Here is a 13719-nt window from a genome sequence, read left to right on the forward strand (position 1 = left end):
TCAAAAATCTTAGGCGAAAAGCTTTCATAAAAATCAGATTTCAACTGGAAAAAGATTCTAAAATATATACAGTCAATTGTAATTCGATGAAAACTCCAGTTTAATTACATCATACTTTTTTAAGCACACAATATAATAAGTTAAATATTATAACAGTAAATAAAAACAATAACAAAAACATGGAAAACAAAAAACTAACACTAGAGGACTTAAAATTAGAAAGCTTCTTGACAGAAATTGATAATTCTAAACTGATAAAAGTTCAGGGAGGAAACGGGGCATATGGTAGCGATGTTACTGAGGACAGCTGTGTAGACAGTTGTGAAACAGAGATGGAAACCCATCCTACAGAAGGTTCTGACTGCTGCACAGATGAATTACCTAGTGCTGAAACTTGTGGATTAGAGTGTACTACCGGAGAAGAACCTACCGGTATTTCCGAATGTTGTCCAGAAGAGGAAAGCATGGTTGATTGTTAATCAAAGGTTTAAAATAGCCAATCCTGATTGGCTATTTTTATTCTCCAAATCCTCACAATAACACTTATGTATCACAAGATCAGAATATTAGTATTCACCTTATTCTTTTTCACTTTAAATGCCCAGACCGTTTTTGAACTACAAAAGCTAAAAGACTTTGCAAAAACATACGGAGTAATCAGGTACTTCCATCCTAGTGAGGAAGCAGCTTCTATTGATTGGAACTACTTTGCATCCTATGGAGTTGAAAGAATATCCCAATCAAAAAACCAAAAAGAATTTGAAACAGAGTTAAAAAATTTATTCCAACCTATAGCTCCCTCTGTAACTTTTACAACAACTCCTTACCATTGGAATACAACTCTTTCTTTATATCCTGTATTTTGGGTTCATAACGGATTGGGTATAGATAATATAAAGGTCAGAAAAGATTATACCAGCAAAAGGTTCAATAAGGAAACTGCTTCCAAAAATGAATCCAGCTATGTATATATTAACATAAAACCTAGTCATTTTCAATCCGATATAAAGATTACTTATGAAGCAAAAAGCAGTAATAGCGCTACAAGTTTTGCTTATGCTAATATTTATACAGCTGATAATCAAAAGCCACTTTTTCAGACTCATCAGTACGAGCCCATTACATCAATAGATTGGCAACAGAAAGAATTATTGATCAGTAATCACCTGCCTGTTAACAGAATCAATTTTGGTTTGCTATCATCCAAACCGGGATCTGAATTCAGAAATGTGAAACTCTGGTTACTGAATGATAAAAAACAATGGGTTTCTTCTCCCCTTCCTTCATTCACCAGCGAAGAATGGAAAGCCAATGATTCTGAAACTATATTGGAAAGATATGATTCAGGATTTAAATTCAAAGATACTTCTATCAACGGTTCAAAGCCCTATGAAATTGCTTGGGATAAGTACGTGAAACTTGATCTTTCTAGTAATATTAGCTTAAATATACCAACTGTTGTATACTCTGATCAGACTTCAACTCTTCCCGTCTCTGATCCACAACAACTTAGGATTATACAAACTTCATTAAAACAACAGCCATTTAACAGAAATACAGCTCTTGCAAATGTCATCATCTGCTGGAATATTTTTAAACATTTTTACCCTTATCAGGATGTTGTAAAAATAAATTGGGACAACGTTCTGGAAACAGCCTTGAAAGATGCTTATAACGATTCCAATGAGTACGACAACTATCTTACTCTATCTCGTTTTATTTCCAATTTCAATGATGGGCATATGACTGTTTCTTATCAGGGGCTTACTGAGAAAAGAAAATATGTCCCTGGAATTTCGGTAAGATACAGAAACAATGTATTAGTTGTAAAAAATGTGAAGCCGGATATTCAGGATATTCAGAAAGGAGAAATCATTACAGCTATTAATGGTATTCCTACTGCAAAATATATGGATAGTCTTCAACAGTACCTTTCCGGATCAAAGCATTTCAGAGAATGGAACTCTTCCCTTGCCTTATTGAGAGGAGCGTACAATAGTACATTAAATTTAAGCCTTAAGGCAGGAAAAACAATTACTTTAACCAGAAATATAGAGTTTGTTCCTAATATAGACTTCTATACGCGGGACGATGTTACAAAAGCAAAGGAAGTAAATCAGGATACCTATTATGTGAACATGGATAAGCTTTCTGAAGAAGAAATGGAAGCGGAGATTTCCAATATCAGAAAATATAAAAATCTGATTATAGATTTAAGAGGCTACCCAAGAACAGATCAAAAACATCGCCTGCTAAATTATTTATTACCTATTGTAGATTCTACAAAATGGTTATGCTCCAAGCAAATTTATTTACCGGATTTCAAATACTATAAGGAAACCTGTAATGGGCATCGTTTAAGAAAATTCATTTCGGATAACCCATTAAAGATCAATGCTGTTTTACTGGTAGATGAAAGAAGTGTGAGCAACGCAGAAATGTTTTCACAAACAGTAAAATATTATAAATTGGCCACTATTATTGGCAGACCTACCGCCGGAGCTAACGGAAATAGAAATGATATTAACCTTTCAAACGGATTTCAGGTATCATTTACAGGTATGAAAGTTACCAATCCTGACGGATCTTTATTTCATGCCGTTGGAGTAATCCCGGATATCATAGTAAATGAAACAGCTGAAGACATTAAAAATGGAAAAGATATTTACATGGAAAAGGCATTAGAATTTTTCCGTATAAAAAAATAGTATTATGGTAGAATCTTGCGGATTGGTTATTAAGCATAAAAAAGAAATCCTTCTGATAAAGCCCAAAGGAATTCCCGGAAAAAACTTTTCGATTCCCAAAGGCTTAATGGAAAACGGAGAGGATTATATGGATGCAGCCATACGGGAAACCTATGAAGAAGTAGGATTAAAATTTAAAAAGGAAAATATCATATTATCGTCTTATAATATGATCCCCTATATCAATAATAAAGTTGTTACCAAAAAGCTGCATTATTTTCTTGTAGATATCAGCGACAGAGATAAAGAAGATGTTATTTCGTCATTAAAACTGCAGGACAGCGAAGTGACATCAGCTAATTTTTATACAAAAGAAGAAGCCATTAATCTTATTTTCTGGAGACAGGCAATTATCCTTCATTATTTCTTATGATTAGTTTAGAAGATATTAAGCACAATTACAGCAATGGTTATATTTCCATTGTAAAACATCCTTATGCCGAATTACACATTTTAAATTACACAAGAAAAGCCTCTCAGGAAGCTGTATGGAATGAGGTAACCTTAAATAGCAGAGGACTGATCATTACTAAAAAGGGAGAAATAGTATCACTTCCATTCCGTAAATTTTTTGAAATCGAACAACTTCCGAATACACTTATTCCCTCAAAACTACCTATTGAAATTCTCGAGAAATTAGATGGCGCATTGGGCATTATGTATTGGTATAAAGACATTCCTTACATCAGTACAAGAGGAAGCTTCACTTCTTTTCAAGCAATAAGAGCCACTGAGGTTTTACATAAAAAATATTCTGACATTTTTCACCTTCTTGATCGCAATTGCACGTATCTATTTGAAATTATTATTCCCGAAAACCGCGTTGTCATTGATTACGGGCTAACGGAGGATCTTTATCTCATTGGTGTTATCAATAATGAAACACAGGAAGAGATCAATATTCATGCTTACAAAGACGTTTTCCATTTGCCTCAGAGATTTGAAGTTAATCCAGGTTTTTCACTTAAAGATTTATATGAAATGAAAACCGAAAAAATTTTGGAAGGTTTTGTATTAAAATACGATGACGGTTTCAGGATTAAGGTTAAAAATAAGGATTATAGATCTCGTTATCAATTCTATGCTGAAACGATAAGAAATTATGCTCTTGAAAAAGTTTTTTTTAATAAAACCGACCGTGATTTTGAAGAAAAACTTTCAGTTTCTGATTCACACTGGTTAGAAATATTAATGAATAACATCATACTTTTAAAGGAAAAGTCTTTAGTAAATAACGATACAGAGCAATTTATAGTCGTAAAAAACAGGGTTTTCCAAAATCAATTTTTCACTGATATAGGAAACTTTAAAGAAAAGTTTTTATATTAGTCGGCTCAATTACCATTGAAAATTTTACACAAATTAAATAAATAACTATGAACAAAAAATTAACATTAGAGGATCTTAAATTAGAGTTTTTTAACTGAAATCGACAATTCTAAATTGGTAAAAGTAAAGGAGGTAACGGGGCTTATGGAGGAGAAACTGAGGATAACTGCAGTATGGGATGTGAAGCCGATAACCCTACAATGCCTTCCGGCTGCGGTAGTTGTGATGATTATACAGAAACCTTTGGTGACGAATGCCCTACTCTGCAGAGTGACGATTGTGATGGAGATTCAGCAGAATTACGATGCTAATTTAATCAAATATCTAAGAAAACTTTTGATAAAAACAAACATTAACTAAAAAATCATGAACAAAAAATTAACATTAGAAGATCTTAAATTGGAGAGCTTTTTAACTGAAATCGACAATTCTAAATTGGTAAAAGTACAAGGAGGTAATGGGGCTTATGGGGGAGAAACCGAAGACTCTTGTGGAATATACTGCGACGATTTGGAAACAATGGGTGTATGTGGTGACACAGATGGATCAGATAACCCGGTCTGCAATACTTGTAACGAGACAGATGGCTGTACTGAAGGAGACGGATGCCCTGGTCCTGATCAATAGGGAGCCCATAGTTTGAGAAATAAAACCTCAATACATTCCTAAATAAGAAATATCCTAGAAAATTTTCAATAAACAAACATTAATTAAAAAAAATTATGAACACAAAATTAACACTAGAGGATCTGAAACTAGAAAGTTTTTTAACTGAAATCGATAATTCTAAACTTGTGAAAGTACAAGGGGGTAATGGTGCCTATGGCGATTATTCTGAAGACGGTGGTTGTGATACAGGTGAGCAGAATTGTGATACCACTGGAGGATCAGATTACTGTCCTACACAGGATGGTGATGCTTGCCAGACACTTAACAGTCAAGACTGTGATGGTGGCTCTGGACCGGTACAATGCTAATTATATTTATTTTTAGACGGGCAATGGTAAATTAATATAAATTGCCTCTAATAATAATTAATTTTTTTTTGAACAGTTTAATAAGAAATTAAACTGTTCTTTATTTTTATAGGCTTAAAACTTACAGAAATGTTCTTAAAAAAACACATATTACTTATTTTCTTATTACTTTTTCATACAATTATTGCTCAGAAATTTCTGAATTTAGATTTTGAAAAAGTAAATGATGAAAACCGACCCTTAAAATGGAATTTAGCTGGCAATAATTATCTTTATAATATTGATAACACAATCAAATTTTCTGGTAACAACAGCTTGAAGATTGTCAGTAATTCTCCACAGCCCAATGACTTTGCCAGCTTTTTTTATACACTTCCCTTAGAACTATTTCGGGGAAAAGAACTCCGTTTTGTAGGAAAAATAAAAGTACAATCTACACAAAACGGTAATGCAGGGCTCTGGGTACGAATAAATGATGCCAATAATAAAATCATTTCCTTTGATAATATGTCAGACAGAAGAGTTACAGGAAATTCCGATTGGAAAGAAGTATCTGTTACAATGAAAATCTCTCCTGATGCGGAGAAAATTACCCTAGGAGGACTTTTTAAAGCTAATGGTACCGCTTGGTTTGATGATTTTAAAATATTTGCTGATAATAATGCAATAGAAGATATTTCAAAAAAAGAAAAACTAACCCAGGAAGAATCAGATCTGTTAAGAAAATATATTTATCCATTAAAGACCTATGATCCAAACTCTGCAGATAATAATGATCTCAAAATTCTCAAAAAATTAATTGGAGACTCCAAAACAGTAGCATTGGGAGAAGTTACACACGGATCATCGGAAATTTTCAAAATGAAGGACCGCATGATTAGGTACATGGTACAAAATGACAACTTTACCATTTTCTCTATTGAAGCAGCAATGCCTGAATCTTATGAAGTAAACAACTATACAATTGGAGGGGAAGGATCTGCTAAAAATTATTTAAGTGGTATGCACTTCTGGACCTGGAAAACAATTGAAGTTCTGAATATGATAGAATGGATGAAAAAATATAATCAATCATCCAACAATAAAGTTTATTTCACTGGCTTTGATATGCAAAGCTATGCTATGATAATAAAGACCCTAAAAGGAAAATTTAGCAATCAACCTGCAATATTAAATGAAATTGACAAATTAAATATTGTATTGAATACCTTTAATAATGAAATAAGAAATGATAAGAAAGCTATCATGCTCAGAAATGATAAGGATATGGCACTTGCTATCATCTTACAGCTAAAAAAAGAAATCAATACTTTAAATCTTAATCAAAAAGACAATGCATGGATTCATCAGAACCTTCGGATTCTGGAACAGTATACAGATCTGAATTCAAAAACCAGAGATCAGTATATGGCTGAAAATCTTCTATGGATAAAAGAAAATAATCCGGATTCAAAAATTGTTCTATGGGCTCATAATACTCATATAAAAAAAACAGATAAAAGAATGGGTAATTATCTGTCTGAAAAACTAGGGAGCGATTATATTACATTTGGTTTCGCTTTTGATTCAGGTACATATACTGCAATGGGAAATAAGGGGTTAGCAACTTATGAAGCTCAAAAATCCTATCAAGGTACCTATGAATATATTCTTAACTCAATTAATGAACCTTATTTTATTCTGGATTTAAAAAAAATTAAAGAAGATAATAATGAAAAAATCCAATGGATTATTCAGGAATATGATTTTAGAATAACAGGTTCTGTTAATCATTTACAGGAATTTTTTCCTAATGACATATCAAAAGATTTTGATTATCTGATATTTATTAAACGATCAACAAATTCTACCTTATTTAAGTAAAATATCATAAATCCAGAATCTGAGAATTACAAAAAAAATACTATATTAGCCGGATTGAATTAAAAAAATAACCAATTTATGGAAAAGAAAAAATTAACACTAGAGGATTTAAAATTAGAAAGCTTTTTAACTGAAATTGACAACTCAAAACTAATCAAAGTACAGGGAGGGAATGGAGCATATTCAGATACAACAGAAACTGAAGTGGATCCTACTGATCCAGAATATGGAACAAATGATGAGATTACATTAGGTGAAGAGTGTGATCCAACAGGCACTGAGCCCACTTATGGAGGAGGAACTGACTGTGGTGGAGAAACGACCAATACCGGAAACGATGAGTTTGGTGATCAGACAGAGGGAAGCTGTGATGGTAAATGCTAATAAATTTATTTAAAATAAAAAGGAAGCTATTTTAGCTTCCTTTTTCTTATTATACATTATCTAATCATTATTGTTAAAAATATTGAACAGAATATAGCTTATATATCCTTCATCATGATTATAAAGACCAGCTCTGTTATTTAACATATGAAGGTAGCTGATATAAATAAAATGTCTTTTTTTATTTAGTGTAGCCTTTTTCAATTGAATATCTTTTTCTTTTATATACTGATGCCATTTAAGAATCGGAGAGTCATCCGTATTCTCTTCATGTGTAAATATAGTATCAAGTATTTCTAACCTGGCAGAAATTGCTTTCTTATTTTTTTCATATTGTTTTTGAAATAATAGTTCTACATTTTCAGTTTTAGAAACCTGCCGTGCCTTCTTTTTCCAATGGCTGTTATCCATTATATGCAACATCTCCATGATCTCATCTTTGGTCAACGAAGTACTTTTCAAAAATATATAAGACAATTGCAATACGATTCCCTGAGCTATACTTAAATTCCAGTTGCTACCAATTTGGGACATCAAACTCAATATTGTTTCTGTTGAAGCCTGAAAATGATCTTCAGCCAGGATAATTCCCTCTTCCCCTCCATATCGTTCCACTTCAGGTTCATAGGTAATAAACTGAACTGAATTATTCGGGTTAAAATGGTCTGCATTGATCTTTCTTACCGATGGATTCTTTTCAAGAAACTTATCGAAATACCTTCTGATCTCTTTTGTTAAATTTTCCTGATCATAATAATCCACAAGTATTCTAAGACGTACATGCGGACCTAGTTCCCAATATCTGATAAAAAAATATTGATGAATTGAAAAGGTTTCTTTTATATATTTTAAGAATTCCGGTAATGCTTCTATCAAAAGTTTATTATGATCAGTATAAAAAATATGGGAAGATACCCACACTTTATTTTCTGTAAGATTTTCCATCGTACCACTGTATTAAGAATTCACTGATATATTTATTATCTGCCATACCAACAACGTCTTTTGTGTTTGGCAAAGTTTCACTGATTTTAATTGTTTTTGCCTTACTTAAAAGTTTTCTGATTAAATGAATAAATACTGGATTATGCAAATTGATATACTGAGGTTTATAATCATCGGGTGAGAAATTACTGTCTTTATTCCTGCCAACATTAAGTACTATGAAAAACTCATACGGGATCTTATATTTTTCAGCCCAGCTCGTAAGAGCAATCAAATATTCATGATCGTTTAATTCAGAAAATTGATTCAGTTCAGTAATTTCCTTTTCATCAATCATCCAATACTTTCTCTGTAAAACAATATTTTCTGCATATACCACTCTTGGATACATTGCAATAGTTTCGCTCAAAGAAACTTTGTATTTTTTATTTACCTCACCCAATAGAAATACATTTGCAGGCGTTACCTTATCTGAGAAATTCAGTAATAGATTAAACAGCTGCGAACGTCCTTTTGCTCCCTGAAAACAAGAATCATGAATATATACCTGTTTATTTTTATCGGGACTGAATAATTCTAATTCTTTAGTCTCATTATTTCTTCTTACAACAAGCTCACTTACTTTAATCTGATGCTTATCATCTACATTTTTATGCCCTCCCGGAATATTACACTCAAAAGGAAATAACGGCGGATGCAAATTTGCATTGAAAAAAGATGAATCATTTACTTCTGAATAAATTGTATCACTATCTTCCAGCTTATTGTTGAGCCGAATAACGTCATCCAGAAAGCCAGTCTCAAACATATAAAGGAATCTACTTGACATCCTACCATACCCCCAGCCTGAGCTATTAACAATAATGTTATCGCCTGCAATCTGACAGAAAATAGATAAAGAAAGATTTTCCTCAGAATAAATATGTTCTTTAGCCTCTATAGATACATTCCCTGTTTCATCTGAGAAGTGATTCAGATAATCTAAAATTTTTTGTGCACTTGTATTTGTAGCAGTTTGAACTGTAGAAGAATCCTGTTTTTCTTTTGTGTTCTCTTTAAGAAACCTGTAATAATCTTCATAAAAGTTGAGAAGATTCACATTTTCTTTTCCATAGTTTTTTTCAAAGAAATCGAAAAGTTCTTTTCTCTTTTTTTTGATACCAGAAAACTGATTTGAGATTAAAGTAAGATTTGTTAAATTCTGAAGTTTCTCATCAAAAATTTCCTTACTTAAACTTATATTATCTTCTCTTGATGTATCTTCCAAAAAGATTTTTTCTTTTTTAAATAAAAACTTAAAATCAACTTCTTTTTCAGATCCTTCTTCTTTATTACCAGCATTAGAAATAAATTTTCTAAGAAAAAAAATACTTTCTTTAAAGATCTGATAGGCTTCATCCAGAATATGTTTTCTTTCATTGATATTTCCAAAATTCGCCTGATAACGATTTTTACAGTCATTTAAAATGGTAAGCAGATTGATCACCATTGTTTTGGGTTCAGAATCTGCAATATTGGGAAATTCCTGTAAAAGCTTTTCAATCCAATCTATATCCGTTCCTGAAGCAAAATAATCCAACTCTATCAATCCTATATTGAAAAGCTTTTTCACATATTTCTTTATAGAATCTTCATCAGCCGCAATATTTTCAATACATACTTTTACCAGCTCAGAATACGCAATGTCAGGATTTTCATTACAAAAACTGATGATAAAACTGATCACCCCATTATTATCAAAACTATGGAAGTATTCATAATTATTCTTATTGATGAGTATCTTACATTTACCTTCTTCATGATCTACAACAAGAGATGGATTAATAGAAATCCTTAGTGATTCATATATCTCTTCAATTCTTACAAAATAATTTCGCAAAATCTGAAAGATAATATTGTTTACTCTTATAAAACTGGTTATATTACCCGGTAAAGAATTTGTTGCAACAATAGTATCTTGCTTTTTAAAAGTAACCCTGCTCAGCTGTGTAAGTGAACTAAATGGTGTTGGTTTATATATAGATCTTGTTAAATATTTTAAATAGCCAATCTCCCTCTGTCTGTTCTTTTTGTTTACTGTGATTTCCGGGACATATTTATCAATTGAAGATATAAGAGAGTCACTGCTGATCAGGAATCCATTTTGTAATAAAGGGTTATCCAGCAACACTTTTATTACCTCTCTTTTGTCTTTGATCTCTGTATCGAATTCGCTTTTGAACAGACTTAATTCCTTTTCGTACGCATCTTTTAAAGAAATATATTCTGAATAAACCTCCGAATAATCAACGGTTTTCTTTAAATCACCTGATTTTATACTTTTATTATTATAAATGGAGCGTCTAATATTCTGAATACCATTATTAATTTCTTTGTCTTTAATAGAAATATTGAGCGTATGAAGATTATCTAAGGTTATTTCTTTCTTATTTTCAAGTTCAAGGCTTAATTTCAGTATATGAGATAGGTTATTATTGAAGTGTTGTGAAGTGTGTAATAATTGATTTCCGAGATTTGTGTTTATACTACATATTCTTCCAATTCCGTGGTTAAGAATTTCCATTATCTATTAGTTTTTTTACATTCTTTATAAAGAGTTCAAAGAGCGTCTGATCTTTAAGAATGACCTCTCCTTTTCCTCTCAGCTCAGGACTAAAGGGAATATTGGTTCCATAAGAGGTCTTTAAAGTACTTGGGAGATCTACAATTACATTATAAAAGCCTTCACTATTTGGAAACGATGAAATCCTTTTCACTTTTCCGGTAACAAAGCCATACTCCGTACTTTCATAGCCGTCCAGCTTGATAATTACCTTTTGCTCTGATTTTATTTTTCCCAAAAACTTCCCGGAAACGAGCCCATTGCCCAACATATCCTGCGAAAGTGGACGTAAAGAAATCAGATGCTCTCCCACTGTGGTAAACTTATTACTGTTCCAGACATTAAAAAAGTTTACTTCACCGGTATAAGGAGCAATAAAAATATTTTTTTCTTTCCATTTCGAAAACTCTTCCTTAAATACCAAAAAGCTGTTGATACATTCCCTTTTCAGATCACTTACACTTAATTTATTATCTGCAATCGTTTGTTTAGATTTATAAGCAGTCTGTACAATATCAGATTGTTCCGTTTTATATTGAAAAGTAAGATTATGATATACTTTTTTGAGTTCATTGTATTCTCTCTGGATGTTATCCATATCAGTTTTTGAGATATACCCTTTCTTATAAAGTTCATCATTCGTCTGTACCTTTTTTTGCAGAATAGAAAGGTTTTCCTTTACAGAATTAATCTCATTATCCTTTGATGAAAGAGCACTCTTTTTATTGGATAGGTCCTGAGTATAAGCATCTACTCTTGAAGCATTAGGATCCACACTTTTAAAGGTTCTGTATTCATCAAGGTTCTTAATAAAACTAGAATAATAAATCTCAAGTTCACCAAGGTTCAAAGCTGTATTGACCTTTATTTTCTCGAGATTATTCTGATTAATAAGTACATCTGTGCTTTCTATAAACTTAGACGCAGTTAAAAGATCATTATATTTAATATTCTTTTCTATGAGAGCAATCCACTCACCCTCACTTACCTTTTTACCATTCTCTACCAACAGCTTAAGATTACCGGAATTTTGAGATACAAACTGATAGCTTGGCGTTTGAGTTTCAATCTTAAGACCTTGAATATCTGCAGACTCAGGATATTTAATAATAAAACTGATGGAAATAACGATAACGAGCATAAGAAAAATTGATAAAATACTATTTCTTATAATCCAATTGGGACGGTTCTCAAGAATATCCTGAACTTCTTCGCTATAAATTTCTATATTATTCTCTTCCTGAGGCATGGTGATAATTATTAAGGATATAGAATATAAATGTCCGGTCTATAGATGGAATACCAAGAATATTAAATACAGACTCTAGTAATTTTTTGAAAGAAATCAGATGTTTTGCGTCTTCCAAAGAAGCCAGGTTCAAATTATCATACTCAAACGTAAAGTAATCTTTTTCATTATTCTCAATATCGGAAACTATTGTTTTAAGATCTGTTTTCAATTCTGCTAATAATGATGATGAGTCCAAAACATCTTCTGCTTCAACGGTATCATCGTTTAAAAATGCATTGATAAAATTATTGAAGTTAGCCTGATTACTCTCATATTTTAATTTGAAATGGTTCTCAACCTTTTCTTTTTCAAAAACCAGCTCCTCATAGCTCTTTAAAGCTCTAACGTCGAAAGATGAAGGAAGAAGTTCATTGTACACATAGTTCGAGAACCTGTTTTTCAAATTGTTGTTAATCAATTTATAAACATACAATGACAGTAGAAAACCTGTTCCAAAGATATCTTCTTTCTTGTAATCAAGATTATTTTTTTTAAGATACTGTGTTAAAATATACGAGAATCTTTCTTTAAAAGAAGTGAATTTAGTATTCAGTACTACCCCTCCAAACGTACCTTTAAACGATACATTCTGAGTAAGGTAGCTACTTAACGGATGTAAAACATCTGCTTTAATAGCATTAAATATATCTGCCTTATTAACTCCAGAGTCATTATTGAGTAATTCTATATTCAGGAAAGTTTTTGCCTGAGTTTCTTTGTACTCAAATGAAAATGATTTTATATAAAGCTTAAATTTTTTATTGAAATAATATGAAATTAGATTAATAATTCCCTTATAATCAGCAATACTTGCATCCATGACCTCTATAGTCATCTTCGGTGTTCCTAAAAATGCCTTTCTGGTGGAATACTGATTATGGAAATTATGGAAAATATTCAGATGTTTCCTTAATATTTCAAGGGTTTCAGAACTTGCTACTTCTTCATTGAATAATTCATTGATCACATAATCAAAATCTTTTACAAAATCCGGAGCGATAATCTTCAGTTCTGCAAGTCTTGCTTTTCCATTGCTTTCCCATCTGTTATTGGCAATACAATACAACTGACTTACTTCATCAAAAATCTTTGAAAACAAAGTAAATTTATCAATACTGTTATCACAGTCCTCAAGATCATCTATAGCGTTGGAAATCTTAATGCATTTATTTTTAATATCATGTTCGTCTATCTCATATTCTTTTCCTTTATGATACAGAAAATCACATGTTTCGAAAACTGAAGTTAGTGATTCATCCCCACTCAACAGAGGCTCACCTTTTGCAATCATCCTGATTAGTGCTCCAGATTTACTAGCGTATGACTTTTCAAGTTCTTCAGTTATTCTGTTTTTAGGAATAACAAGGCAGTCTATATATTTATCAATTTCCTCAATATAAAATTTTTCGTTGTGAGAAATAGCTACATCTGGTGACAGAATAATAATATCTATGTCTGAATTTGGCTTCATCTTTCCGGTCTTATAGCTTCCTGTAAGAATAAATGAACAGTTCTTGTATTTATTCTCCAGTGATAAAACCATAGTTTCTTTTATCATCGGTTATTTAATTTTTTTTACAT

Annotated in this window: 13 protein-coding genes; 9 read left to right on the forward strand and 4 right to left on the reverse strand. The window is 31.8% G+C overall.

All coding sequences use genetic code 11. The features are described from left to right. The first annotated feature begins 179 nt into the window (after positions 1-179). The 9 genes from AC5YGG_RS15290 to AC5YGG_RS15330 all read left to right on the forward strand — a co-directional run bounded on the left by AC5YGG_RS15290 (position 180) and on the right by AC5YGG_RS15330 (position 7300). The gene (locus AC5YGG_RS15290) at positions 180-479 is read left to right on the forward strand and encodes a pinensin family lanthipeptide (RefSeq protein ID WP_496145327.1); all 300 of its coding nucleotides are present in this window, start codon (positions 180-182) and stop codon (positions 477-479) included. Between the two features lie 66 nt (positions 480-545). Then, positions 546-2708, forward strand: coding sequence for a S41 family peptidase (locus tag AC5YGG_RS15295; protein WP_496145328.1), 2163 nt, complete (start codon positions 546-548; stop codon positions 2706-2708). 4 nt (positions 2709-2712) lie between these two features. Then, positions 2713-3120 (forward strand): NUDIX hydrolase, encoded by a 408-nt coding sequence (locus tag AC5YGG_RS15300; protein ID WP_496145329.1) that lies wholly within the window; start codon positions 2713-2715, stop codon positions 3118-3120. Continuing rightward, on the forward strand, positions 3117-4076 hold the full coding sequence (locus AC5YGG_RS15305) for an RNA ligase (protein WP_496145330.1): 960 nt from the start codon (positions 3117-3119) through the stop codon (positions 4074-4076). Before AC5YGG_RS15300 ends, AC5YGG_RS15305 begins: the two co-directional genes overlap by 4 nt. 173 nt (positions 4077-4249) lie before the next feature. Then, positions 4250-4387 (forward strand): hypothetical protein, encoded by a 138-nt coding sequence (locus tag AC5YGG_RS15310; RefSeq protein WP_496145331.1) that lies wholly within the window; start codon positions 4250-4252, stop codon positions 4385-4387. A 55-nt stretch (positions 4388-4442) separates the two neighbouring features. Beyond that, a complete protein-coding gene (locus tag AC5YGG_RS15315) occupies positions 4443-4703 on the forward strand; it encodes a pinensin family lanthipeptide (protein WP_065396314.1) in 261 nt (86 codons plus the stop codon). 95 nt (positions 4704-4798) lie between these two features. Continuing rightward, a complete protein-coding gene (locus AC5YGG_RS15320) occupies positions 4799-5053 on the forward strand; it encodes a pinensin family lanthipeptide (protein ID WP_496145332.1) in 255 nt (84 codons plus the stop codon). Between the two features lie 129 nt (positions 5054-5182). Then, complete coding sequence (locus AC5YGG_RS15325; RefSeq protein WP_496145333.1) at positions 5183-6916, forward strand: erythromycin esterase family protein; 1734 nt, start codon at positions 5183-5185, stop codon at positions 6914-6916. Positions 6917-6994: 78 nt separating this feature from the next. Continuing rightward, positions 6995-7300 (forward strand): pinensin family lanthipeptide, encoded by a 306-nt coding sequence (locus AC5YGG_RS15330; RefSeq protein WP_496145334.1) that lies wholly within the window; start codon positions 6995-6997, stop codon positions 7298-7300. Positions 7301-7360: 60 nt separating this feature from the next. On the opposite strand, the gene AC5YGG_RS15335 is transcribed toward AC5YGG_RS15330, so the two are convergent. The 4 genes from AC5YGG_RS15335 to AC5YGG_RS15350 are packed head-to-tail and all read right to left on the reverse strand — an operon-like array spanning position 7361 to position 13696. Then, positions 7361-8245, reverse strand: coding sequence for a thiopeptide-type bacteriocin biosynthesis protein (locus tag AC5YGG_RS15335; protein WP_496145335.1), 885 nt, complete (start codon positions 8243-8245; stop codon positions 7361-7363). After that, positions 8223-10808 (reverse strand): lantibiotic dehydratase, encoded by a 2586-nt coding sequence (locus AC5YGG_RS15340; protein WP_496145336.1) that lies wholly within the window; start codon positions 10806-10808, stop codon positions 8223-8225. Before AC5YGG_RS15340 ends, AC5YGG_RS15335 begins: the two co-directional genes overlap by 23 nt. Next, a complete protein-coding gene (locus AC5YGG_RS15345) occupies positions 10795-12096 on the reverse strand; it encodes an HlyD family secretion protein (protein ID WP_496145337.1) in 1302 nt (433 codons plus the stop codon). Before AC5YGG_RS15345 ends, AC5YGG_RS15340 begins: the two co-directional genes overlap by 14 nt. After that, entirely contained in the window at positions 12077-13696 is a 1620-nt protein-coding gene (locus tag AC5YGG_RS15350; protein WP_496145338.1) for a nucleotidyltransferase domain-containing protein, read from the reverse strand. Before AC5YGG_RS15350 ends, AC5YGG_RS15345 begins: the two co-directional genes overlap by 20 nt. Between the last annotated feature and the right edge of the window lie 23 nt (positions 13697-13719).

This window comes from Chryseobacterium sp. CS2K3 (assembly GCF_059515185.1).